At 69.5% G+C, this 24,385-nt stretch carries 22 protein-coding genes; 7 read left to right on the forward strand and 15 right to left on the reverse strand.

The window, feature by feature from the left end; genetic code table 11:
* Positions 1–44: 44 nt before the first annotated feature.
* The 3 genes from OG385_RS23070 to OG385_RS23080 all read right to left on the reverse strand — a co-directional run bounded on the left by OG385_RS23070 (position 45) and on the right by OG385_RS23080 (position 3,196).
* Positions 45–1,064 carry an aldo/keto reductase gene (locus tag OG385_RS23070; RefSeq protein ID WP_266857230.1) on the reverse strand — a complete coding sequence of 340 codons (1,020 nt, stop codon included), beginning with the start codon at positions 1,062–1,064 and terminating at the stop codon, positions 45–47.
* Between the two features lie 187 nt (positions 1,065–1,251).
* On the reverse strand, positions 1,252–1,707 hold the full coding sequence (locus tag OG385_RS23075; RefSeq protein ID WP_266857232.1) for an Lrp/AsnC family transcriptional regulator: 456 nt from the start codon (positions 1,705–1,707) through the stop codon (positions 1,252–1,254).
* Between the two features lie 10 nt (positions 1,708–1,717).
* Positions 1,718–3,196 (reverse strand): amino acid permease, encoded by a 1,479-nt coding sequence (locus OG385_RS23080; RefSeq protein WP_266861098.1) that lies wholly within the window; start codon positions 3,194–3,196, stop codon positions 1,718–1,720.
* A gap of 330 nt (positions 3,197–3,526) precedes the next feature.
* On the opposite strand from OG385_RS23080, the gene OG385_RS23085 reads away from it, so the two are divergent.
* The gene (locus OG385_RS23085; protein WP_266857234.1) at positions 3,527–3,724 is read left to right on the forward strand and encodes a DUF6243 family protein; all 198 of its coding nucleotides are present in this window, start codon (positions 3,527–3,529) and stop codon (positions 3,722–3,724) included.
* 124 nt (positions 3,725–3,848) lie between these two features.
* On the opposite strand, the gene OG385_RS23090 is transcribed toward OG385_RS23085, so the two are convergent.
* Positions 3,849–5,225 carry an MFS transporter gene (locus OG385_RS23090; RefSeq protein WP_266861099.1) on the reverse strand — a complete coding sequence of 459 codons (1,377 nt, stop codon included), beginning with the start codon at positions 5,223–5,225 and terminating at the stop codon, positions 3,849–3,851.
* Between the two features lie 212 nt (positions 5,226–5,437).
* On the opposite strand from OG385_RS23090, the gene OG385_RS23095 reads away from it, so the two are divergent.
* Positions 5,438–6,292, forward strand: a complete 855-nt coding sequence (locus tag OG385_RS23095; protein WP_266857236.1) for a helix-turn-helix transcriptional regulator — start codon at positions 5,438–5,440, stop codon at positions 6,290–6,292.
* A 34-nt stretch (positions 6,293–6,326) separates the two neighbouring features.
* Here the strand turns inward: OG385_RS23095 and OG385_RS23100 are convergent, their stop codons facing one another.
* Positions 6,327–7,781 carry an MFS transporter gene (locus tag OG385_RS23100; RefSeq protein ID WP_266857238.1) on the reverse strand — a complete coding sequence of 485 codons (1,455 nt, stop codon included), beginning with the start codon at positions 7,779–7,781 and terminating at the stop codon, positions 6,327–6,329.
* A gap of 106 nt (positions 7,782–7,887) precedes the next feature.
* Here OG385_RS23100 and dusB point away from each other — a divergent pair, with 106 nt between their 5' ends.
* Both dusB and ppdK read left to right on the forward strand, forming a co-directional pair.
* Entirely contained in the window at positions 7,888–9,015 is a 1,128-nt protein-coding gene (dusB, locus tag OG385_RS23105; RefSeq protein ID WP_266857240.1) for a tRNA dihydrouridine synthase DusB, read from the forward strand.
* Positions 9,016–9,589: 574 nt separating this feature from the next.
* On the forward strand, positions 9,590–12,334 hold the full coding sequence (gene ppdK / locus OG385_RS23110) for a pyruvate, phosphate dikinase (RefSeq protein WP_266857242.1): 2,745 nt from the start codon (positions 9,590–9,592) through the stop codon (positions 12,332–12,334).
* A 136-nt stretch (positions 12,335–12,470) separates the two neighbouring features.
* On the opposite strand, the gene OG385_RS23115 is transcribed toward ppdK, so the two are convergent.
* From OG385_RS23115 to OG385_RS23140, 6 genes are all read right to left on the reverse strand, one after another.
* Positions 12,471–12,812 carry a hypothetical protein gene (locus tag OG385_RS23115; RefSeq protein ID WP_266857244.1) on the reverse strand — a complete coding sequence of 114 codons (342 nt, stop codon included), beginning with the start codon at positions 12,810–12,812 and terminating at the stop codon, positions 12,471–12,473.
* Between the two features lie 137 nt (positions 12,813–12,949).
* A complete protein-coding gene (locus OG385_RS23120) occupies positions 12,950–13,687 on the reverse strand; it encodes a GntR family transcriptional regulator (RefSeq protein ID WP_266857246.1) in 738 nt (245 codons plus the stop codon).
* A gap of 127 nt (positions 13,688–13,814) precedes the next feature.
* Positions 13,815–14,732, reverse strand: a complete 918-nt coding sequence (locus tag OG385_RS23125) for an alpha/beta fold hydrolase (protein WP_266857248.1) — start codon at positions 14,730–14,732, stop codon at positions 13,815–13,817.
* Positions 14,733–14,923: 191 nt separating this feature from the next.
* Positions 14,924–15,787, reverse strand: a complete 864-nt coding sequence (locus OG385_RS23130; protein ID WP_266857249.1) for a carbohydrate ABC transporter permease — start codon at positions 15,785–15,787, stop codon at positions 14,924–14,926.
* 1 nt (position 15,788) lies between these two features.
* Positions 15,789–16,724, reverse strand: coding sequence for a carbohydrate ABC transporter permease (locus tag OG385_RS23135; RefSeq protein ID WP_266857251.1), 936 nt, complete (start codon positions 16,722–16,724; stop codon positions 15,789–15,791).
* Complete coding sequence (locus tag OG385_RS23140; protein ID WP_266857253.1) at positions 16,690–17,961, reverse strand: ABC transporter substrate-binding protein; 1,272 nt, start codon at positions 17,959–17,961, stop codon at positions 16,690–16,692. The genes OG385_RS23135 and OG385_RS23140 overlap by 35 nt, the downstream gene beginning before the upstream one ends.
* Before the next feature lie 233 nt (positions 17,962–18,194).
* Between OG385_RS23140 and OG385_RS23145 the strand changes: the two genes are divergently transcribed.
* On the forward strand, positions 18,195–18,599 hold the full coding sequence (locus OG385_RS23145) for a VOC family protein (RefSeq protein ID WP_266857255.1): 405 nt from the start codon (positions 18,195–18,197) through the stop codon (positions 18,597–18,599).
* 69 nt (positions 18,600–18,668) lie between these two features.
* Here the strand turns inward: OG385_RS23145 and OG385_RS23150 are convergent, their stop codons facing one another.
* Positions 18,669–19,625, reverse strand: coding sequence for an oxidoreductase (locus OG385_RS23150; RefSeq protein WP_266857257.1), 957 nt, complete (start codon positions 19,623–19,625; stop codon positions 18,669–18,671).
* Positions 19,626–19,724: 99 nt separating this feature from the next.
* A complete protein-coding gene (locus OG385_RS23155; protein ID WP_266857259.1) occupies positions 19,725–20,540 on the reverse strand; it encodes an aminotransferase class IV in 816 nt (271 codons plus the stop codon).
* 180 nt (positions 20,541–20,720) lie between these two features.
* Here OG385_RS23155 and OG385_RS23160 point away from each other — a divergent pair, with 180 nt between their 5' ends.
* Entirely contained in the window at positions 20,721–21,320 is a 600-nt protein-coding gene (locus tag OG385_RS23160; protein WP_266857261.1) for an NADPH-dependent FMN reductase, read from the forward strand.
* 57 nt (positions 21,321–21,377) lie between these two features.
* Here the strand turns inward: OG385_RS23160 and OG385_RS23165 are convergent, their stop codons facing one another.
* The gene (locus tag OG385_RS23165; RefSeq protein ID WP_266861100.1) at positions 21,378–22,067 is read right to left on the reverse strand and encodes a vancomycin high temperature exclusion protein; all 690 of its coding nucleotides are present in this window, start codon (positions 22,065–22,067) and stop codon (positions 21,378–21,380) included.
* Between the two features lie 184 nt (positions 22,068–22,251).
* Positions 22,252–22,839, reverse strand: coding sequence for a dihydrofolate reductase family protein (locus OG385_RS23170; protein ID WP_266857262.1), 588 nt, complete (start codon positions 22,837–22,839; stop codon positions 22,252–22,254).
* 116 nt (positions 22,840–22,955) lie between these two features.
* Here OG385_RS23170 and OG385_RS23175 point away from each other — a divergent pair, with 116 nt between their 5' ends.
* Positions 22,956–24,275 (forward strand): deoxyguanosinetriphosphate triphosphohydrolase, encoded by a 1,320-nt coding sequence (locus OG385_RS23175; RefSeq protein ID WP_266857264.1) that lies wholly within the window; start codon positions 22,956–22,958, stop codon positions 24,273–24,275.
* Positions 24,276–24,385 lie beyond the last annotated feature (110 nt).

Raw genomic sequence — 24,385 nt, forward strand, 5'->3', positions numbered from 1 at the left:
GGGGGCCGGGGCGGGGGTGGAGCGCTACCGACCGTACCGGGGACTCAGCGCTCGCTGTCCAGGTGGGCCATCTGGGCGGCCGGGTAGCGGTCGCCCGCCGCGGATCCGGCCGGGACGGCCTCCTCGATGGCGGCGATGTCCGCGGCGTCGAGCGTGACATCGAGGGAACCCAGGGCCTCGGTCAGCCGGTCGCGGGTCCGGGCGCCGATCAGCGGGACGATGTCCTCGCCGCGTGCCGAGACCCAGGCGATGGCGGTCTGCGCGACGGAAACGCCCTTCTGGTCGGCGATCTTCCGCAACGCGTCGACCAGACCGAGGTTGTGCCGGAGGTTCTCGCCCTGGAAGCGGGGGCTCATGCTCCGGAAGTCTCCGGGTGCCAGCTCGCGGTCATGGGTGAAGTGGCCGCTGATCAGACCGCGGGAGAGCACCCCGTACGCGGTGATGCCGATGCCCAGCTCACGGGTGGTGGGCAGGATCTCCGCCTCGATGCCCCGGGAGATCAGTGAGTACTCGATCTGGAGATCCGTGATCGGCGCGGTGGCGGCGGCCCTGCGGATGGTGTCGGCGCCCACTTCGGAGAGGCCCACATACCGCACATGGCCCGCTTCGATCAGCTCGGCGATGGCGCCGACGGTCTCCTCGATCGGCACGTCCGGGTCGACGCGGGCGATCCGGTAGATGTCGATGTGGTCGGTGCCGAGCCGCTGGAGCGAGTACGCGGCGAAGTTCTTGACGGCGTTCGGGCGGCCGTCGTAGCCGGTGAAGCCCCCTTCGACGGTCCGCAGAGCGCCGAACTTGACGCTGGTGAGGGCCTGTTCGCGGTGGGCGGTGGGGGCGCTGCGCAGGGCTTCGCCGATCAGCAGTTCGTTGTGGCCCATGCCGTAGAAGTCGCCGGTGTCGAGCAGGGTGACCCCGGCGTCGAGGGCGGCGTGGATGGTCGCGATCGACTCGGCGCGGTCGGCGGTGCCGTACAGCGCGGACATGCCCATGCAGCCGAGGCCGAGGACGGAGGTCAGCGGTCCTGCGGTGCCCAGGGTGCGGGCGGGGACGGGAGTGGTGGCCATGAGGGTGCTCCTTCGCCGGAACAGAAGCTGACAGAAGTTCGGTGCACGGCGACTATGGCATGACGACTGACAGTTTTCAACATCTGTCAGTCGTCATGCCATAGTCGCCGTGTCAGGGTCGCCCTGTCATGGCCGGGGGGATGTCATGGCCCGGGGAGTCCGGGGAAGCGCGACGGCAGCTGCGGCGCTACGCGGGTGAGCCCGAGGTGAACCGGCGTACGAGCGGGGAGAGCACGAGCACGGACTTGGTGCGTTCGACGAACGGCTCGCCCGCGATGCGCTCCAGTACCCGCTCGAAGTGGCGTACGTCCTCGGCGTAGATCTGGATGACCGCGTCCGCGTCACCGGTGACGGTCGATGCGGACGCCACCTCCGGGTACCGCGCCATACCGCGCCGGATGTCCTCAGGGGAGGTGTTGTGCCGGCAGTGGATCTCGACGAACGCCTCCGTCTCCCAGCCCAGCGCCGCGGGGTCCACCCGCACGGTGAAGCCGGTGATGGCGCCGGATGCGAGCAGCCGGTCGACTCTGCGTTTGACGGCGGGCGCGGACAGGCCGACCCGGGTGCCGATGTCGGCGTAGGAGCGGCGGGCGTCCTCCGCGAGGGCGTGGACGATGCGTTCGTCAAGATCGTTCAGTCGCAAGGCGGGTGGATCACACTTCTTCTCGGGCGGTCACTTCTTCGCGGGCGAGCTGGGAGCGGCGCATCCCGTAGCCGAAGTACAGCACGAGCCCGGCGGCCATCCAGATACCGAACCACACCCACGTACTGGCGCCGAGGCTGGTCATCATCCACAGACACAGCGCGAAACCGATGGCAGGCGTCACCGGCGAGAACGCCACCCGGAAGTTCCGCGGCATGTCGGGCCTGGTCCGGCGGAGCACGATGACAGCCACGTTCACCAGCGCGAACGCGAAGAGCGTCCCGATGCTGGTGGCGTTGGCCAGCTCGCCGAGCGGGACGACCGCCGCGAGGATGCCGCAGAACAGCGAGACGATCACCGTGTTGGCGACGGGGGCGCCGGTCCGCGGGCCGACCTTGGCGAACACCTTGGGCACCAGGCCGTCGCGGGCCATGGAGAACAGGATGCGGGTCTGCCCGTAGAGCACGGTCAGCACCACGCTGGCGATGGCGATGACCGCCCCGGCGGCGAGGAGTACGGCCCAGAAGCTCTGGCCGGTGACGTCCCGCATGATCTGGGCGAGGGCGGCGTCAGCGTTGTGGAAGTGCTGCCACGGCATGGCACCGACGGCCATCAGGGCCACCAGGCAGTACAGCGCGGTGACGATCAGCAGCGAGAGCATGATCGCGCGCGGCATGTCGCGCTTGGGGTTGCGGGCCTCCTCGCCGGCCGTGGAGGCGGCGTCGAAGCCGATGTACGAGAAGAAGAGGCTGGCGCCGGCCGCGCTGACACCGGTCATGCCGAGCGGCATGAAGGGCTTGTAGTTGCCCGCCTTGATGCCCGACGCGGCCACCACGCAGAACAGGATCAGCGAGGCGATCTTCACGACCACCATGATCGTGTTGGCGCGGGCGCTCTCCTTGGCGCCGCCCAGCAGGAAGGCCATGGCCAGCAGGACGACGAGCAGTGCGGGGATGTTGACGATGCCGCCGTCCCCGGGCGGTGCGGACAGGGCGGTGGGGATCGTCACCCCGATCGTGCCGTCCAGGAACTCGTTGAGGTACTGGCCCCAGCCGACGGCCACGGCCGCCACGGACACGCCGTACTCCAGCATCAGGCACCAGCCGCAGATCCAGGCGATGAACTCGCCCATCGTGGCGTAGGTGTACGAGTACGAGGAGCCGGCGACCGGGATGGTGCCCGCCAGTTCCGCGTACGAGAGCGCGGAGAAGAGGGCGGTGAGTCCGGCGATCACGAAGGAGATCACGACGGCGGGCCCGGCCTTGGGGACCGCCTCGCCGAGTACCACGAAGATGCCGGTGCCGAGGGTGGCCCCGATGCTGATCATGGTCAGCTGCCACATGCCCAGCGAGCGCCTGAGCTGCCCGCCCTCACCCTGCCCGCCCTCGGCGATCAGCCGCTCGACGGGCTTGCGGCGCATCAGCCCGGAGCCGATGCCACCACCGCCGGACCTGGGACCGGGGCCCGGACCTGCCCGGTCCCGGGTGATCGGCGCTGCGTCAGGTCGTGCCACGGTGAGGCTCCTTCATCGCTGCCTGCTCCGGAGGCGGGAACCCGCGCGGACGGCGCCGCCCACGGGTGCGCGTCCCGGCGCACAGCAGGAGGGGACCGCCGAGCCGGGGGTCTCCACCGCTCCACGTACAGGGCAGAACACTACGAGGCGTGCGTAGTGGCCCGTAATGCAGGTTCCTTGTGCATCTGCGGCGATTCATTGCGCGCATCCCCGGGGAACGGTTGATCGTGTACGCCTCAGCCTGAGTTCGCCTCCGGCCGGAAAACCGGTGCACCCCCCTGGGGAGTGCCCGGTACTGTGACCGGCATGGCAAAGAGTCGCAACAACCTTCTTGGCGTCGGCGGGCAGCGCAAGAAGATGCCCCGCTCCGGGGCACAGAGCTCGGCCGCCGCAGGCGCCGAGGACCGCAGGTCAGCCGCTGACCAGAAGCAGGAACTGCTCCAGAAGATGCGCGAGCGGGCCGAGGGGGCCGGAGCTGCCGGAACCCCCGACGCCGAGAGCTGACCCACCGGGGCGCCACAGCGCGGTACAACCCGGCAGGGCAACAACTCACAGCACAGCACGGTGGGCCCGGATCGTCTCGACGACCCGGGCCCACCGTCATGTCCGCACCGGCCACACCCCCCGGCTACCGCACCGTGCGTGGCAGCCGCAGGCTGAGCAGCGCCGTCACGGCGACCGTGGCCAGCTGTAGCAGCAGCGTCACCGCCAGCGCCTCCCGCATCCCCAGCGACGTGCTCAGCGACAGGAAGAGTGTGCCGAGCGTGGCCACCCCCAGCGCGAGCGACGCCTGCTGCGTCGTGGTCATCATGCCGCCGCCGACCCCGGCCCGCTCCGCCGGTACGTCGGAGAGCACGATGCGGAACAGCACCGGCAGTTGGAGTCCCTGGCCGAACCCGGCAAGCGCCATACCGGGTGCGAGGGCCGCGATGCCGAGCCCGGACCAGTCCCACCACACGGTCGCCGCGATCACCGTGACGCCGACGGCCTGGATCACAGCGCCGGCCGTCACGACCCGGCTCGCGTACCTGCCGACCAGCCGGGGGCCCGCAAGCGACGCGGCGAAGAATGCCGCCGCCAGCGGTACGAGCGTGAATCCCGCCGTGACCGGACCCATCCGCAGCCCCTGCTGGAGCGCGACCGCGATGACGAACATGAATCCGCCGAAACCGATCGAGAACGGCACCACCAGCGTGAGCCCGCGCCGCAGCGAGTCGAGCCGCAGCAGGCTCGGCGGCACCAGCGGCACCTCGCCCCTGCGGTCGGCCGCCCGCTCGGTCAGGTAGAACGCCGCCGCCGCGAACGGGAAGACCCCCAGCGAGATCCAGGTCCACAGCGGCCACCCGGCGGCCCGGCCCTCGGTCAGTGGCGCGAGGAGCGTCACCAGCGAGAGCGCGAGCAGCAGGGTGCCGGGTACGTCGACGGGCGCGGGCTTCTCCGACCGGGTCTCCGGTACGGAGCGGACCGCCAGCACCAGGCCGAGGAGTGCCACCGGCACGTTGACGAGGAAGATCGACCGCCAGCCGGTGCCCGCCACGTCGGCGGCCACCAGGACACCGCCGAGGATCTGCCCGGCGACCATCGAGAGCCCGGCCGTGGCTCCGTAGAGCCCCATCGCCTTCGCCCGCCGCGGCCCCGCCGTGGTCGCCTGGATGGTGGCGAGCACCTGCGGGAGCATCAGCGCCGACGAGGCGCCCTGCGCCACCCGCGCGCCGACCAGCGTCCAGGCATTGGGCGAGAGACCGCAGGCCAGCGAGGTGAGACCGAACGCGGTCATACCGAGCAGGAAGAGCCTGCGTCGCCCTGCCATGTCCCCGAGCCGGCCGCCGAGCACGAGCAGCACCGCGTAGGCGACGCCGTATCCGGCGACGACGAGTTCCAGCATCGCGGGGCCCGCGGCCAGGTCGTGGTCGATGGTCGGCAGGGCGACATTGACGATGAAGAAGTCGATCAGCGGCAACGCCGCCCCGATCAGGACCGTGAACAGCCCCAGCGTGCCGAGCACCGGGGTGGGGTGGTCGTGCCGCTGGACGGCGCCGGGGACGGTGGATGGAGTCCGTACTGTCTGGCCTGTCGGGCCTGTTGTCTTGACTGTCGTGCCTGTCGTATTGCTCACGGAGACGAGAATGCTCCGTCGCTCAGCCTGGTACCAGAGTCTCCTTATCCTGGTACAAGGAGTACCTGGCAATGGGCTGCCGGGTGCTGCACTCTGGTTCCATGACCACAGTCGCGCCGGAGACCGACGTACGCAGGCACGAACTCGCCGACTTCCTGCGCAGCCGCCGTGAGCGCATCACGCCCGAGCAGGCGGGCCTGCCGCGCGGCGCCCGGCGCCGGACACCGGGGCTGCGCCGCGAGGAGGTCGCCCAGCTCTCCGCGGTGGGCGTCACCTGGTACACGTGGCTGGAGCAGGCGCGCGACATCACGGTCTCCCCGCAGGTCCTGGACGCCATCGCCCGCACGCTCCTGCTCGACCTGCACGAACGCGCGCACCTCTTCTCGCTGGCCGGTGCGGTCGACCCGTCGCCCGGCGCGGTCTGCCCCTCCATCACGCCGGCGCTCTCGGCGCTGATCGAGCAGCTGGACCCGGTCCCGGCCTGCATCCAGAACAGCCGTTACGACATCCTCGGGTACAACCGCACGTACGGTCGGCTGCTCTGCGACCTCGACGCCGTAGCCCCCGAGGACCGCAACTGCATGCTGCTCTCGTACACGAACGAGGACTGGCGGTCGTCGGTCGTCGACCTCGACGCCATGTGCCGGGTGATGGCCGCCAAGTTCCGTGCGTCGATGGCCGGGCATCTGGCGGAGCCCGCCTGGAAGGCGCTGCTCAAGCGGCTGGAGACGGCTTCGCCGGAGTTCCGCGAGATCTGGGCCCGGCACGAGATCGTCGGCCCCGGCAGCAGGACCAAGCGTTTCCACAACCGGCACGTCGGGCCGCTGCTCATGGACCACACCGACCTCTGGCTCGGCCCCGCGGCCGGTCCACGCATGGTGACCTACGTACCGGCCAACGCCGAGTCCCGCGAACGGCTGGAGCGGCTCTACGCGTTGGCGTCCGCGACCGTCTGAGGCAGCCCGTTCCTGTGACCGACCGGAGCGCGCGCTACGCGTTGGCGTCCGCGACCGTCTGAGCCGTCTCGGGGGCGTTCAGCCGCTCCGCGGTCCGCCGGGCCGAACGCTGCGCCCACTTCCCGCTGGTCAGCAGCCCGAAGACCAGGACGGCGAGACCGCACGCGGTGATGATCCACCAGGCGGTGCGGCTGGCTCCGGCGAAGCCCTCGGTGTGCGCCGCGCCGCTCACGCCCGAGGCCAGCACGGCCCCGATCACGGCGACACCCAGCGTCGATCCGATCTGCCGGCTGGTCGACGCGACGGCCGCCGCCACCCCGGCCTGCGCACGGGGCATCCCGGAGACCGCGGTGTTGGTGATCGGAGCGTTCACCATGCCGAAGCCGATCCCGAACAGTACGTAGCCGGTGAAGAGCAGCGCCGTGTTCGTCTCGGCGTCGAGAACCGCGAAGACCAGTCCGCTCAGCGCCATCGTCACCCCGGCGATCAGCAGCGAGAGCCGTGGCCCGCGGTTGCCCACCAGCCGTCCCGACAGCGGCGCGCAGACCAGGGTCAGCACCGCCATCGGCAGCATGTAGAGGCCGGCGTGCAGGGCGGAGAGGCCGCGGACGTCCTGGAGATAGAGCGTGTTCAGGAAGAGGAAGCCACCGAGCGCGGCGAAGCCGCAGACCGCGATGACGGTGGCCCCGCTGAACGGCGCGCTGCGGAAGAAGCGCAGGTCGATCAGTGGTTCGGGGCGCCTCGGCTCGTACAGCAAGAGTCCCACCAGGGCCAGCAGGGCCACCCCCGTGAAGGACAGGATCAGCGGTGACGTCCACCCGGCCGACGGCGCCTCGATGATCGCGTACGTCACCGAGCCCAGCAGCGCGATGACGAACAGCTGGCCCACCGGGTCCGGCCTGCGGCCCTTCGGAGCCCGCGACTCCGGTACGTAACGCCAGGTGAGGAGCAGAGCGGCCAGTCCCACCGGCAGATTGATCCAGAAGATCGAGCGCCAGCCCACCGAATCCACCAGCAGGCCCCCGACGATCGGGCCGGCCGCCATCGAGATCCCGACGACGCCGCCCCAGACGCCGATGGCGCGGGCGCGTTCGCGCGACTCGGTGAAGGTGTTGGTGATGATCGACATCGCGACCGGGTTGAGCATCGAGCCGCCGACCGCCTGCATCATCCGGAAGACGACCAGCGACTCCAGGTTGGGGGCGACCGAGCAGAGCGCCGAGCCGAGGGTGAAGATCACCAGGCCCGCCTTGAAGACTCTGCGGCGGCCTATCCGGTCGGCCGTCGAGCCCGCGAGCATCAGCAGCGAGGCCAGGACCAGGGTGTATGCGTCGATCGTCCACTGGAGTCCGGAGACCGATGCGTGCAGCTCCTTCTGCATCGAGGGGAGGGCGACGTTCAGGACGGTGTTGTCGAGGCTGACGATCAGCAGGCTCATGCAGCAGATCGCGAGCACCAGCATCCGCCGGCGGTGGTTGAGCTCGGGCATGTATGAATAGTACGGCTAACTAACGACTTCGGTGTACGCGGCAGGCAGATGTGTCACGGTGTACACGTCAAGCTGTACACGACAAGCGGTACGCGACAATGGGTGCATGACCACGCTCTCCATCGGCCCGCACTCCGTGCAGCCGCCCGTCGTTCTCGCCCCCATGGCGGGTATCACCAACGCCCCCTTCCGCACACTCTGCCGTGAATTCAGCGGCGGGAAGGGCCTGTTCGTCAGCGAGATGATCACGACGCGGGCGCTGGTGGAGCGCAACGCCAAGACCATGCAGCTGATCCATTTCGACAAGACCGAGACGCCGCGCTCGATCCAGCTGTACGGAGTGGATCCGGTCACGGTCGGCAAGGCCGTCCGCATGATCGTGGACGAGGACCTGGCGGACCACATCGACCTGAACTTCGGCTGCCCGGTCCCCAAGGTCACCCGCAAGGGCGGCGGCTCGGCGCTCCCGTTCAAGCGCCCGCTGCTGCGCGCGATCCTGAACGAGGCGGTCTCCAACGCGGGTGCCGTCCCGGTCACCATCAAGATGCGCAAGGGCATCAACGACGACCACCTCACCTATCTCGACGCGGGCCGGATCGCGGTCGACGAGGGCGTCACGGCCGTCGCCCTGCACGGCAGGACCGCCGCCCAGCACTACGGCGGGACCGCCGACTGGGACGCCATCGCCCGGCTCAAGGAGCACGTCCCGGAGATCCCCGTCCTCGGCAACGGCGACATCTGGTGCGCGGACGACGCGCTGCGCATGATGCGCGAGACCGGCTGCGACGGCGTGGTCGTGGGGCGCGGCTGCCTGGGCCGGCCCTGGCTCTTCGCCGACCTGGTGAGCGGCTTCGAGGGAACGCCGACCCGGCAGGCGCCGACGCTGCGCGAGGTCGCGGCGGTCATGCTGCGGCACGCGACGCTGCTGGGGGAGTGGATCGGCGACGAGACCCGTGGCGTGATCGACTTCCGCAAGCACGTGGCCTGGTACCTGAAGGGATTCTCGGTCGGCTCGGAGATGCGCAAGCGGCTCGCGGTCACCTCGTCGCTGGACGAGCTGGGCAGCCAGCTGCACGAGCTGAACCTGGACCAGCCGTGGCCGGACGGCGCGGACGGGCCGCGCGGGCGGACGTCGGGCAACAACCGGGTCGTCCTCCCCGACGGCTGGCTGAAGGACCCGTACGACTGCTCGGGCGTGAGCGCGGAGGCCGAACTCGACACGTCGGGCGGCTGAGAACGGCCCGAAACGTATCGCCCTCCCGCCGCCGCCTTTTCCGCCCCTCGCCCTCCGCTCATAAGAGCAGGGGCGGGGGGCGGAGGCTTTTCCGCAGGAGAGAGGGCGAATCCGGGGCCACCCGCCCCGCACGGACGCGGCACTGAGTGCACGCTGCACCGCTATGCGTAGATGTCTGTCCGGCTGGCGAACCACAAAGGTCCGAATAGTGGCCTCCGCGCCAGACGGATGGCGTGATTCTCGCCACCTCTGATCGCAGGGTTGCTCAGATGAGCGATTAAACCTGGGCTGTACTTCTCAAAGGCTGGCACTGGGTGCCAGTCGCCAACCGTTCCTGCTGTGAACCCGATATCGCCAAGTGTGGTCAAAATTGCAATCGCGCCGTCACATACAGCTGCGATGCCTTCAAGAGTTGAACGAATAGGGTAATGGACCCCGCTCTCCCGATCGCTTTCGATCTGCTGGCAGACGAGTGGTTACGGCCGTACGACGACCAGGTGGACGTACCCAGGAGCCTTCGATCTGGGTATGTTCCTCGCCGTCAGGGCAGCCAGTCCGCGAGGAGTCGAGTCCCGTGCCGGAATCGAAGAACGCAGAACCCCACGTAACTCAGGCGCAAGCGCCGCAGAAGTTCGTTTATGACTTCACCGAAGGCAACCGCAACCTCAAGGACCTGCTCGGCGGGAAGGGTGCGAACCTCGCCGAGATGACCAACCTCGGTCTGCCCGTCCCTCCGGGCTTCACCATCACCACCGAGGCGTGCAAGACCTACCTCGGCAGCGGCGACGAGCCCGTCGAACTCCGCGACGAGGTCAGTGCGCACCTCGCCGCCCTGGAGAAGACGATGGGCAAGAAGCTCGGCCAGGCCGACAACCCGCTTCTTGTCTCGGTCCGTTCGGGCGCCAAGTTCTCCATGCCGGGCATGATGGACACCGTTCTGAACATCGGCCTCTCGGACAAGTCCGTGGTCGGTCTCACGAAGCAGTCCGGCGACGAGCGCTTCGCCTGGGACTCCTACCGCCGCCTCATCCAGATGTTCGGCAAGACCGTCCTCGATGTCGACGGCGAACTCTTCGAGGAGGCCCTGGAGGCCGCGAAGAAGGCCAAGAAGGTCAGTGTCGACACCGATCTCGAAGCGGCCGACCTGAAGAAGCTGGTCACCCGCTTCAAGAAGATCGTCAAGCACGCCGCGGGGCGGGACTTCCCGCAGGACCCGCGCGAGCAGATGGACCTCGCCATAAGGGCCGTCTTCGAGTCGTGGAACACCGACCGGGCCAAGCTCTACCGGCGCCAGGAACGCATCCCCGGCGACCTCGGCACCGCGGTCAACATCTGTTCGATGGTCTTCGGCAACCTCGGCCCCGACTCCGGTACGGGCGTCGCCTTCACCCGCGACCCGGCCAGCGGGCACCAGGGCGTCTACGGCGACTACCTGCAGAACGCGCAGGGCGAGGACGTCGTCGCGGGCATCCGCAACACCGTTGCCCTCGCCGATCTGGAGAAGATCGACAAGAAGTCGTACGACCAGCTCATGCAGATCATGGAGACTCTGGAGACCCACTACAAGGATCTCTGCGACATCGAATTCACCATTGAGCGCGGCCAGTTGTGGATGCTCCAGACCCGCGTCGGCAAGCGCACCGCGGGCGCCGCGTTCCGGATCGCCACCCAGCTCGTCGACCAGGGGCTCATCGATGAGGCCGAGGCGCTCCAGCGGGTGAACGGCGCGCAGCTCGCGCAGCTGATGTTCCCGCGCTTCGACGACACCGCGAAGGTCGACAGGATCGGGCGGGGCATCGCGGCATCGCCGGGCGCGGCGGTCGGCAAGGCGGTCTTCGACTCGTACACCGCGATCAAGTGGTCGCGTTCGGGCGAGAAGGTCATCCTGATCCGCCGCGAGACCAACCCGGACGACCTCGACGGCATGATCGCCGCCGAGGGCATCCTCACCTCGCGCGGCGGCAAGACCTCGCACGCGGCCGTCGTGGCACGCGGCATGGGCAAGACCTGTGTCTGCGGCGCCGAGGAGATCGAGGTCGACACCAAGCGCCGCCGGCTGACCGCGCCGAACGGCGTGGTCATCGAGGAGGGCGACGTCGTCTCGATCGACGGCTCGTCCGGCAAGGTGTACGCGGGCGAGGTGCCGGTCGTACCGTCTCCGGTCGTCGAGTACTTCGAGGGCCGGATGCACGCGGGCGCCGACGACGCGGACGAACTGGTCGAGGCCGTCCACCGGATCATGGCGTACGCGGACCGGCGCCGCCGGCTGCGGGTGCGGGCCAACGCGGACAACGCCGAGGACGCCCTGCGCGCCCGGCGGTTCGGCGCCCAGGGCATCGGGCTCTGCCGTACCGAGCACATGTTCCTCGGCGAGCGCCGCGAGCTGGTCGAGCGGCTGATCCTGGCCGACACGGACGACGAGCGCGAGAAGGCGCTCGGTGCGCTGCTGCCGCTCCAGAAGAAGGACTTCATCGAGCTGTTCGAGGCGATGGACGGACTCCCCGTCACGGTCCGCCTGCTGGACCCGCCGCTGCACGAGTTCCTCCCGGACATCACCGAACTCTCGGTGCGCGTCGCACTCGCCGAGTCCCGCAAGGACTCCAACGAGAACGACCTGCGCCTCCTCCAGGCGGTGCACAAGCTCCACGAGCAGAACCCGATGCTGGGGCTGCGCGGGGTGCGTCTCGGACTGGTCATCCCGGGCCTGTTCGCCATGCAGGTACGGGCCATCGCCGAGGCGGCGGCAGCCCGCAAGGCCGCCAAGGGCGACCCGCGCGCGGAGATCATGATCCCGCTGGTGGGCACCGTCCAGGAACTGGAGATCGTCCGCGAGGAGGCCGACCGCGTCATCGCGGAGGTGGAGGCCGCCACGGGCACGGAGCTGATACTGACCATCGGCACCATGATCGAACTGCCGCGTGCCGCGCTGACGGCGGGCCAGATCGCCGAGGCCGCGCAGTTCTTCTCGTTCGGCACGAACGACCTCACCCAGACGGTCTGGGGCTTCTCCCGCGACGACGTGGAGGCCTCGTTCTTCACCGCGTACCTGGAGAAGGGCATCTTCGGGGTCTCCCCGTTCGAGACGATCGACCGGGACGGGGTCGGCTCCCTGGTCCGCAGCGCCTGCGAAGCGGGCCGCGCGACCCGCCCCGACCTCAAACTGGGCGTCTGCGGCGAACACGGCGGCGACCCGGAGTCGGTGCACTTCTTCCACCAGGTGGGCCTGGACTACGTCTCGTGCTCCCCGTTCCGCATCCCGGTGGCCAGGCTCGAAGCCGGCCGGGCAGCAGCCCAGTCGGACGGCAGCGACAGCCGCTGACAGACCCCCGGAGCCGCCGTCGGGTTCACCCCGACCCTCACCGACCCCGCCGGCGGCTCCGGTGCACCGGACGGAGGGGCGGCACCCGTGCGGGGATGCCGTCCCTCCTGGCGTGCGGGGGCGGGGTGGGTGCGTCTCAGAGGTCGTCGCAGTCGGCCTCGGCGGCCTCCTCTCCGCAGGCGCGGAGCCTCCGGCCCCGGCTCTCCGCGACTCGGAGAACATCGCGGAGCGATTCGGTCAGCCGGGCGGCCAGGTAGCGGAACTCGTCGGCGGACGCGCCCTGTTCGGCGACAAGAGAACGTGCGTGGCCGAGGAGTTGAGTGCCCATGCCCAGCTGGACCGCCTCCATGTTGTCGGCGAGCCGGGCCACAGGTCCTCTTCCGTCGGTCGACAGATAGCACGGCCTTCCTTCCGGGCCTGCCCAGGGGAGCAGCCGGAGGCTGGAAGCCCGGGCGGCGCCGAGAGGGGTTTCTGACATGCGGAGTTCTCCCTGCGTCGGGACGAAGAGAGACGTGTGTCTCCCTAGGGAGATTTCACTCCGGAATTCCCTAGGGAGGACGGGATTTCTCCGTGATGGCCCGCAGGGAGTGGGGTTCGGTCGGCTCTGTGTGCGATTCAGCTGTCGAAGTCGTACTGGAGCACGTACGACCCGGCGTCCAGCAGCATCCGGTTCAGTTCCACCGGCCGGCGGGCGGCGTCCCGGGCGGTGCGGCAGATGTCGACGACCGGTGTGCCGGTGAGCAGCGCCAGTTGCTCGGCTTCCTCCGGGCTGGGCATTCGTGCACGCAGTTCCTCGGTGAACCCGGCGGGCGCCGCCCCGAGCTCGGCCAGCCGGGCGTACGTTCCGCCGGGGCCGGGGTCCGGTTGCGCGATCCGGGTCTCCCTTACGAGCTCGGCCGGAAGGTAGGACGTGGCGAGCTGGACGGGCTTCTCGTCCACGAAATACCGGCGGCTGCGCACCAGCACCGCCGTGTCGTCGGCCAGGTCCAGGGCCTGGGAGACCCATCGCGGCGCGCGAGTCTCGTACACCTCGATGTCGCGGACCTCTGCCGTGCGACCGGCCGTCTCGGCCGCCCAGACCGACTGCCCCGAGGTCCAGCCGGGGCGGGACAGCCTCTGGTCCGCGATGCGGCGGATCGGCTGGAAGTCCCTTACGTAGGTACCGGATCCGGGGCGCGCGTAGGCGATGCCCTCGCTGATCAGCAGCTTCAGCGCTCCGCCGGCGGTCATCTTGGCCACACCGTACTGCTGGACAAGCGCAGGCTCACCGGGCAGCCGGGCGCCGGCCCCGAACTCCCCGGAGCTGATGCGTGCCCGCAGGTCGTCAGCGATCTGGCGGGCTGTCTGGGGCATCGCGCGTTCTCCGGTATCTCCCTGGGGTGTCTACGCCCAGACACCCTAACTTCCGGCCCGCTACTCCGGCCGCCGCCTCCGCACCCCACGGTGAAAAGGTGTGATCGGCCGACGGGACGGAGCGATGTCAGCCGTGCGCCTTCGCCATGGCTGCGACCGCCTTGATGACGACGTCCGGACGGTCAGCCGGAATGTCGTGCGAGCTTCCCTTCGCGACGACAAGGCTCCGGTTGGACGCGGCCTTCGCGAACCGGGTCTGGGCGTCCCGCCACAGCTGTGCGTCCGCGGGGGTGTCGAAGGGCGTCTTCGCTGACGCGATCACCGTCGCTGGGACACTCTGCGGCCAGGAGATCTGGTGGTAAGCGTGGTGCATCGGGCCGTAGTTGTCCGCCGTGGCCAGCAGCTGGCGGATTTCCTTCGTCGAGACCTGGCCGTCGAGTTGCGCCACCTGTGCCTGGTTCGCGGCCTCGATCCTCGCTGTTTCGCTGTCCGTGTAGAAATTCGGCAGGCTGGCGTCGACGAGGACGGCGCCCGAGACCCATTTCGGGTGCTTCTTCGCGAAGTACGTGGCGACCTCGCCCGCCTGGGAGTGCGAGACGAGAACCACGTCATGGGTGGCGCCCAGCTTGGTGAGGCCGGCCTCCAGGTCGGAAGCGGCGTTCTGCGGGTTCCAGGCGCCGACGACCTCGTCACTCTGCCCGATTCCGGAGCGGTCATAAGTGATGATCTCGGATCCGGTCTTCTTGGCCAGGGCAGGAGCGATCTTCTGCCACTGCGACGAGTCCAGGCCCCCGCCTGCGTCCAGGACGATGGCCGGAAGGTGGCCGGGCGTGACATGGAAGGCCAGCTTGTGGCCGTTGTTCGAAATCATGTGGAGTGAAGAACCCGCGGTAGCGGTGGCCGACGGCCGGCTCGACCTGGCCGGTGCGTCCGCGGCGGAAGCGGTGGAGTTCCCGCAGGCCACGAGGGCCCCCGTCACGACCGTGGCCAGGGCCGCTGTCGCGAACACTGCCGTACGGCGACGCGGTGTCGTGCGTGCACTCATGAGCTGGCTCCTGAAGGGTAAGTACCGTGCGCCGACCGGCTTGTTACCGGCTTTCGGCGGGTTCTGGTGAACGCCTTCAGTCTTGTCGGACGCCGGCCGTTGAACGATGGGGCTGCCGGGTGAGTACGGGTGTACCTGAACCCGAACCGTGGGTGGTGCTGCCCCCCCGGCGGAGGGGGCAGGACCGCCCCTCAGTCGTCGATCCCCGACCGCTCCACCCCCGCCACGATGTGCCGTTGCAGCAGCAGGAACACCACCAGTAGCGGCACGATCGACACCGCCGCCGCGATGAAAAGCTCGTGGATGTTGACCACTTGGCCCGTCGTGAAGGTCGAAAGGGCCACCTGCACCGTCCACGCGTTCTTGTCCTGGCCGATCACCAGCGGCCACAGGAAGGCGTTCCACGCGCCGATGAAGACGATCGTGCCGACCGCCGCGAAGACCGGTGCGGAGTTCGGGACCACGATGCGCCAGTACGTACGCCAGTAGCCGAGGCCGTCGACCTTCGCCGCGTCCTCCAGTTCCTGCGGAAAGCCAAGGAAGTACTGACGGAAGATGAAGCACGCGAACGCCGAGAACAGCGTCGGGATGATCAGGCCGCGCAGCGTGGAGATCCAGCCGAGCGTGGAGACCAGCACGAAGCTCGGTACGAACGTCACCGCCGCCGGGACCATCAGGGTGCCCAGGATCGCGTAGAACACCTTGTTCGCGTGGCGGTACGGGATGCGGGCCAGCCCGTACCCCGCGAGTGACGCCAGCAGGACCGTGCCGAGTGTGGTGGCCACCGCGATCAGCGTCGAGTTCAGCAGCGAGCGGGCCATCGGGACCGCCGGGTCGTCGAACAGTTCGCGGAGGTTCGACCACTGGAGGTGGGCGGGGAAGAACGTCCACGCAGGTGAGGTGATGTCCTGCTCGGTGGACAGCCCGTTCCGCAGCAGCAGATAGAACGGGATGAGGAAGAGCGCCGCCAGCGCGATCAGCAGGACGGTGCGCAGTGCGCGCCCGGCCCGTACCAGGGCGTCGTCACGGCGGGGTGCGCCGGTGCCGCGTGGCATGTCAGTCCTCCCTCCTGCCGAGCCCGAACCAGCGGGCCTGGACGATCGTCACCACCGCGATGATCAGGGCGAGAATGACCGCCCCCGCACTGCCCAGACCGAGGTTCTGCCCCTGTCCGAGGGCCGTGTAGTAGAGGTACACGAGCGGTGGCCGCGCGTACGGCGGATAGCCACGGGAGTCGCTCAGCAGGTTGTAGAACTCGTCGAACGCCTGGAACGCGTTGATCACCAGCAGCAGGACCACGGCGACCGAGGTCGCCCGCAGCTGCGGGAACGTGATGTGCCGGAAGACCTGCCAGCCGGGGCGCGCACCGTCGACGGCCGCCGCCTCGTACAGCTGCGGCGCGATCCGCTGGAGCCCGGCGAGGAACAGCACCATGTAGAACCCCGCCTGGAGCCAGAGCCGCAGGGTCACGATCACCAGCCAGTACCAGGGCGGGTGGGTCGTCGAGAGCCATGCGGTCTGGTCCGCGCCGAACCAGCCCAGCACGGTGTTCGCCAGCCCGAACCGGACCCCGTTGAAGACCGAGAGCTTCCAGATCATCGAGGCCACCACATAGGAGCAGGCCGCCGGGAGGAAGAAGACCGACCGGAAGAAGGACTGCGCGAACCGCAGCCGGTTCACCATCAGCGCCAGCGCGAGCGAGAGCACATAGGTCGCCGGGACGATGAACAGCGAGAAGACCGCGAACGTCCACAGGCTGGAGGTGAACGCGCCGTCGCTCAGCATCGACGTGTAGTTGCCGAGGCCGACGAAGTGCGTCGGGGAGACCGTGTTGTGGGCGTCGAAGAAGCTCAGATACAGACTCCACAGCAGCGGTACGTAGGTGAAGAGCGCGAGGCCGGCGGCGAAGGGCCCGACGAAGACCCAGAACCAGAGCGTGCGGTTTCTCACCGGTCCCTCACGACTTCTTCTTCTGTACCCGCTGGAGCTCACCGTTGGTCTTGCGGACGACCGCCTTGACCTCGGTCTCCGGGTTGGCGCCGTCCTTGATGATCCGGTTGAGGGCGTCCTGGTACGCGACCTGGCAGGCGGGTGTCCACAGCAGCGGCTGGGCCCACCCGCTGTCGGTGGCGTACCTGACCGCGTCCGCCGCCGCCCCCTCCCGCAACTTCGCCGCCTTCTTCGCGAGGGAGATCCGGGCCGGGATGTGGAAGCCGTAGGAGAGGGCGAAGTCCTCCTGGTACGCGGTCCGGTCGATCCACAGCCACTTGGCGAACGCCTTGGCCTCGACGCGGTGCTTGCTGCGTGCGCTGACCGCCGAGCTGTACGCGCCGACCGGCACCGAAGGCTTTCCGGCGGCGCCGTCCTCGGGGAAGGGCAGAACGCCGAAGTCGTCGCCCAGCGCCTTCTTGACCGCCGGAAGGGCCCACAGGCCGCACCACTGCATGGCGGTGAGCCCCTGGACGAACGCCGACGGGTCGGACCAGTCGGCCGGGGCGCCGAGCAGCAGCGACTTGTCGGCGTACAGCCGGTGGAACTTGGCCAGGGTGCGGGCCGCCGCCGGATCGTCGAAGCCCGCCTTCCCGTCCTCGGTGACGAGGCTGAGCCCGGCCGCGTAGAGCGGAGTGCCACCGAGGACGCCCGCTCCGCCGTCGTTGCCGAGGAATAGACCCTTGACCTTCTTGTCCGTCAACGCCTTTGCCGTGTCCACGAGTTCGTCGAGCGTCCGGGGCGGCTGGACGTTCGCGTCCTTGAGCAGGCTCTTGCGGTAGTAGAGGAGCTGGGTGTCGACGGTCTGCGGAACGCCCCAGATCTTCCCGCCGTAGGTCTTCGGCGCGAGAACCGCCTGGTTGAAGTCGTCCTTCACCCCGTCGAAGAGGTCGGTCAGATCGGTGACCTGGCCGCCCTGGATCTGGTCCAGGGTCGGGCCGTTCACCTCGAAGACATCGGGGCCCGACGAGGTCAGCAGCGCGGCGGCGGTCTGCTGGTCGTAATTGCCGGGCCGCCACTGGATCTTGACGGTCGCCTTGCGGTAGGCGGCCGCGTACCGCCGCACGGCCTGCTCGGTCCCGGCCTCGCCGTACTGGTGGTACCACTGCTGGAGCGTGGGTCCACCGCCACCCGAAGTGTCGTCGCCCCGGCCGGTGTTGGACCCGCACGCGGCGGCGAGTGCCCCGGTCAGTGCGAGGCTGCCACTGGTGGCGAGCAGTCGCCTGCGGCTGATGGTCATGGTGCGTCCCCCTGGCTCCGGCTGGTGTGGTCCTCAGTCTCTGGTGTTGTTGTACGCCCTAACGATCAACCATGGTGCGGAATTGCGACAGGGGGGTTGCGCGGGGATGTCGGCCCGGCCCGGTTCGGACGGGTTTCCGTACGACCGATGAGTTTCCGGGCGGCCGGACGTCTGTATCTCCGAAGGGCGCGCCGCTGGGCGGGCCACCAGGCCGAGATGAGAGAAGTCCCGCAATGCCTCAGATGATCTTCGTCAATCTGCCGGTCAAGGACCTTGAGGTCTCCAAGGCCTTCTTCACCGCGCTGGGGTACACGATCAACCCGCAGTTCACCGATGAGAACGCGGCCTGCGTCGTGATCAGCGACACGATCTACACGATGCTGATCACGGAACCGTTCTTCAAGCAGTTCACCAAGAAGGAGATCGCCGACGCGACCAGAACCACCGAGGTGCTGGTCTGTCTCAGCGCGGAGAGCAGGGAAGACGTCGACCGGCTGGTCGACACCGCGCTGGCCTCCGGTGGCTCGCCCGCGAACGAGCCCCAGGAGCAGGGGCCGATGTACGGGCGCTCCTTCCAGGACCCGGACGGCCACATCTGGGAGGTCATGTGGATGGACCCTGCCGCGGTCCAGGGCTGACCCGTTCCACCGATTCACGGCTGACCCCGGCAGGTGAGGTTCGGGGTCAGCCCTGAACGACCGGTCACATCAGGCTGTGCCGCGCTCCGGGGCGCCCAGGGTGTCCAGGCCCTGGTACGTCACCCCGGTGAGCTGCTCGGACGCTGTCCAGAGCCGCTCGCTCGCCACGTCGTTCGTCGTCCACTTCATCCGCAGGGACGGCCCGGGGGCGCCGCGCCAGCCCAGGAATTTCGGACCGGTGAAGGAATCGGGCAGGACGCAGGGTGCGGTGGCCGCGTAGAGCGTGGGCAGCGCGCCGGCCTCGGCCGGCTGGGCGAACACGCGGTTGCCGAGCTCCACCCACCGCTCCGCGCGCTTGCGGCCCTCCATCTTCACCCCGGCCGTCTGGAGGTTGGTCTCCGCGTAACCGGGATGCGCGGCGGCCACGACGAGGCCGGACCCGACGGCGGCCAGGCGCCGCGCCAGCTCGTGGACGAAGAGCAGATTCGCCGTCTTGGATCGGCCGTAGGCGAGCCAACGACGGTAGTTCCGCTCGCTGTTGAGGTCGTTGATATCGACGTTGCCGAGGACATGGAGCCCGCTGGACACCGTCACCACGCGGGCTTCCGGTGTGGCCATCAGTTTCGGGATGAGCAGCCCGGTGAGGGCGAAGTGCCCGAGGTGGTTCACGCCGAACTGTGTCTCGAACCCGTCGGTGGTCGTGCCGTACGGCAGGGCCATGACGCCCGCGTTGTTGATGAGCAGATCGAGGCGCTCGGCCCGGACGGCGGACGCGAACTCCCTCACGGACGCCAGGTCCGCGAGATCCAGTGGTACGAACTCGGCATCCGCGCCGGGGATTTCGTCGCGGATCAGGGCTTCCGCCTCGTTGCCGCGCGTCTCGCTGCGGCAGGCGAGGATCACGCGCGCGCCCCGCCTGGCCAGCTCACGTGCGGTCACGAGACCGAGGCCGCTGTTGGCCCCGGTGACCACCGCCGTGCGCCCGCTCTGATCGGGGATGTCGCCCGCGTTCCAGCCATTGGTCATGATTCCAGCGTACGACCGGGACCGCGGTCGGGCAGCCGCGCGCCCCGCCTTCCGCCGACCACCAGGTCAGCCCCGGCCTGCCGCCCGTACGGTCGTCGGCTACGGCGCCGCAGGGATCTCGTCCCAGGGGGCTGACGCATAGACCTCCGCCACCCGCCGCATCAGCTCTTCGTCCACCGCGAAGTCCGTGGAGTCGATCCGGCGCACCGGGCTGATGCCCCGCGAGTTGGTCACGAAGGCCGACCGGTACGCGTCCAGGCCGTCCAGGGTCACCCGGCGGCGTACCGACGGCAGCCCCGGCTCGATCAGTGTCATGGTGATCCCGGTCAGCGCGGGCGCGTCCGGCCAGACCACCGAAGTGCCGTCCCAGAAGGCGATGTTGGTGACGTCTCCCTCCGCGATCACCCCGCCGGGACCGGTCAGCAGCGCGGCGTCGAAGCCCGCGCGGACAGCGGCCCTGCCGTAGTGGATCTGGCCGAAACCGCCGAGGTGCTTGATGTGGGGGACCGGCCGTTGGTACGGGACGGACATCAGGCTCTGTGGTTCACCTGACGGCACGGCGGGCGGACGCACGGTGACCATCACGGTGGCGGCGTCGTCCCCGTCGGGCCAGTGCACGTACACCCGCGTCGACGCGTCCCGCACGCCCGCAGCGTCGAGCGCGTGCCGGATCAGCCGGCAGACGTGCCCGCCGTCGAGCCCCGCGCCGAACAGTTCGCGGGTCGCCGAGTCCAGCCTGGCGAGATGCAGTGCGAGGCCGCGTACCCGGCAGTCGCTGACCTGCATGGCGGTGAAATGGCCGTAGTTGAGGAAGGCGGGGGTGCTGAGCGAGGTGTCGGTGACGGGCCGGCCGTCGACCTCGATGTGCAGGGGCTCTTTCCGGGTGGCCTCCGTCTGCGGGGGCTCTGTCTGCATGTGCTCTGCCTGCGTGTGCTCTGCCTGCGTGTGCGTGGGCGCTGTCCGCGTGGGGTCTGTCCGCATAGGGGTCACGGTACGGAGGAGGGCCGGGTGCGCGGACCGGTTCTCCCGGACGGATGCGCGTCATCCACCAACCGTGCTTGACCTGAACAATGGTTGATGTATGACGCTGCGGTCATGGACATCACCACGCAGCCCACGCATCCCCTGAAGCTGGCCGTCGTCATCGCCAGCAACCGCACCGGCCGTTTCGGCCCCACCGTCGCCGACTGGTTCCTCTCCCGCGCCAGGCTCCGCGGCGACCTCACTGTCGAGGTGATCGACCTCGCCGACGTCGAACTGCCCACCGCGCTCTCCTACGACCCGTCGCCCGCAGTGCGCGAGGTGCTCGGCCAGGTCACCCCGAGGCTTGAGTCGGCCGACGCCTTCGTTGTCCTGACCCCCGAGTACAACCACTCCTTCCCCGCCTCCCTCAAGAACCTCATCGACTGGCACTACAGCCAGTGGCAGGCCAAACCGGTCGCGTTCGTCTCGTACGGCGGGATCTCCGGCGGGCTGCGCGCGGTCGAGCAGCTGCGGCAGGTCTTCGCCGAACTGCACGCGGTCACTGTCCGGGACACGGTGAGCTTCCACCACGCGCAGGGCCACTTCGACGAGGACGGCACCCACAAGGACCCCGAAGCCCCCGACGGGGCGGCCAAGGTCATGCTCGACCAGCTCGCCTGGTGGGGGCTGGCCCTGCGGGACGCGAAGGAGGTCCGCCCGTACGGAAGCTGACGGGCGCCGGTCCTCTGCGGGCGCGGGTGTTCTCGACGGGCGCGGGATACCCGGCCGTCAGTGGTTGCCCAGCGCTCGCGCGACGCCCTTCTCGCGGGGGCCGAGGAAGTGCGGATCGGGCTTGAAGGCGGCGTCGAGCGCCGCCTTCCCCGCCGCCAGGATCTCGCGGGTACTGCCGTAGTACCAGGTCACGTCGTGTGCGTCGGACGTGCCGATGCCGTACGACTCGATGCCGGCCGACCGGCACAGCGCGATGGCCCTGCGGATGTGGAACCCCTGGCTGACCAGGACGGCCCGGTGGACCCCGAACACCTTCCTGGCCCGCACACACGAGTCCCAGGTGTCGAACCCCGCGTAGTCGCTGACCACCTTCGCGCCCGGCACCCCGTGCCGTACGAGATAGGCCCGCATCGCGTCCGGCTCGTCGTAGTCGGTCCGGCTGTTGTCACCGGTGACCAGCACCACCTTCACCGTGCCCGCCCGGTACAGACCCGCGGCGGCGTCGAGCCGGTGCGCGAGGTACGGCGACGGCCGGCCCTGCCACAGACCCGCGCCGAAGACCACGGCAACATCGGCCGGGGGCACGTCGGCGGCCGTCCGCACCCGGTCGCTCGCGACGGCGAACATCCAGGTGGCAGGGGCGAGCGCCAGCACACAGCCGAGCATGACGGCCTGCACGGCGCGGCGCCGGCCGCGCCTGGCCCTCGGCAGCCGCAGACCGGGAACGCGCAGACCGGGGACGCGCAGACCGGACAGCCGCAGGTTCTTCGGCAGGCTCGGCCGCAGCCGTCGTATGCGGGACAACGCGGGTCTGCGCATGGGTGGGTGGCCTTCCGACGCCGGACGTGTCGGAAGGTCGGACGCGCAATGGGGGACGTCCGGTTCGCTCAGCCGGCCGCCTGGTCCGGTTCGCTCGGGCCGCCCACCGGCGTCACCTCAGGGTGTACGTCAGATGCGTCACGCCGTTCCCCTCGACCACCGTGGGCCCCTCCAGCGCGCGCGGCGCCTCCCGCAGGTTGTCGAGGAAACGCACGCCCGAACCGAGCAGCAGCGGCACCAGGTCGACATCCAGCTCGTCCAGCAGCCCGGCGTTGATGCACTGCTGGGTGAGGTCGGCGCTGCCGATGACGACTTTCTTTCCGCCCGCTGTCGCCCTGGCCTGCGCGATGGCGCTCTCGACGCCGTCGGTGACGAAGGTCAGCGGGGTGTCCGCACGGGGCCAGCCGTCCGGGATGCTGTGGCTGACGACGATCACCGGCCTGCCCAGGGGATGCCCGCCGATCCAGCCGCCCGCGTCGTCGAACGTACGCCTCCCGTAGACGAGCACACCGATCTCCGAAAGACCGCGGTTCAGCCGCTGGGCACTGGCCTCCGACACCTGGAAGGTCATGTTCGGGTCAGCGGTCCTGACCGTGACGTCCCCGTTCCCGTACCACCGGAACAGCTGATCGACCCCGTCGGACGGGTGTGAGACGAACCCGTCCAGCGACATGGACATGTTCGCGGTCACCTTGGCCATCGGTTCTCTCCGCTCTGGTCGGCCTCTCCCGTTCCACGTTCCTCCGATACGGACGGTCCGGCGACCCGGCGACCCGGAGGCCGCGTCCAGGGCCCGGGACTCAGTACTGTCGGAGCATGGAAGGCACCGCGTACACCCCGACCGACTGCGAACGCTGGGACACCGAGCCGGACAAGAGGCCGGGCCGCACCGCCTTCCAGCGCGATCGCGCGCGCGTGCTGCACTCCGGTGCGCTGCGCCGGCTCGCGGGCAAGACCCAGGTGGTCACACCGGGCTCGCTCCCGCAGGCGGGCGGCGCCGTCCGGGCGGGGGAGACCGCGTTCCAGATCTGGGACTCCAGCCCGCGCACCCGCCTCACGCACTCCCTGGAATGCGCCCAGGTCGGCCGGGAACTCGGCGCCGCGCTCGGCTGCGACCCCGATCTCGTCGAGACCGCCTGCCTCGCCCACGACCTGGGCCACCCGCCGTTCGGCCACAACGGCGAACTGGCGCTCAACGACTTCGCCGGGGACTGCGGCGGCTTCGAGGGCAACGCCCAGTCGCTGCGCCTGCTCACCCGTATCGAACCCAAGCGTTTCGTCCCGTCGGACGCCACCGGCGAGCCGGTCAGCGTCGGACTGAACCTCACCCGGGCCGCGCTCGACGCGGCCACCAAGTACCCATGGCCGCGCGGCGGACACCCCACCGAGCCCGGCTCGGTGAAATTCGGGGTGTACGAGGACGACCTGCCCGTCTTCGACTGGGCCAGGCGCGGCGCCCCGGCCGACCGCAAGTGCTTCGAGGCCCAGGTCATGGACTGGTCCGACGACGTCGCGTACTCCGTGCACGATGTCGAGGACGGGCTGCACGCCGGGCACATCGACCCCGGCTGTCTGACCTCCGGACCCGAGCGGGACGCCATCATGGCGGTCGCCATCGGCCGTTACGTACCCGGCGACACCGATCCGGCCGAACTCACCGACGCACTCGACGGCCTCCTCGCCCAGGAGTGGTGGCCGCACGGCTACGACGGGACCGCCGTCGCGCAGGCCCGGCTGAAGGACGCCACCAGCCAGCTCATCGGCCGGTTCTGCCTGGCCGCCGAGAGCGCGACCCGGGAGTCGTACGGCGCGGGGCCGCTCACCAGATACGCGGCGGAACTGGTCGTTCCACGCCGGGCGCGACTGGAGTGCGCCGTCCTCAAGGCCGTCGCCGACCTCTATGTGATGCAGCGGGCGGAGCAGGAGCGGCTCCGCATCGACCAGCGCGAAGTGCTCGCCGAGCTGGCCGAAGCGCTCACGGCACGCGCGCCCGAAGGGCTCGACCCGCAGTTCCGGGCGCTGTTCGAAGCGGCACCCGGCGCACGTGACCGCAAACGTGTGATCGTCGACCAGATCGCCTCACTCACGGACACCTCGGCCCGCTCGCTGCACGCGCGGCTGACCGTCCGTCACTGAGGATGACCGCCCGCGGTACGGCTGTCCCGCGCCGCCATGCCATCATGACCGGCCATTCCTGACCGTGCGTGAGCCTCAACACCTCACACCTCTTCCCCCATCACACTCCG

Origin of the sequence: Streptomyces sp. NBC_01306, from assembly GCF_026340465.1 — a bacterium.
In the GTDB taxonomy this organism is placed as follows: Bacteria; Actinomycetota; Actinomycetes; order Streptomycetales; family Streptomycetaceae; genus Streptomyces.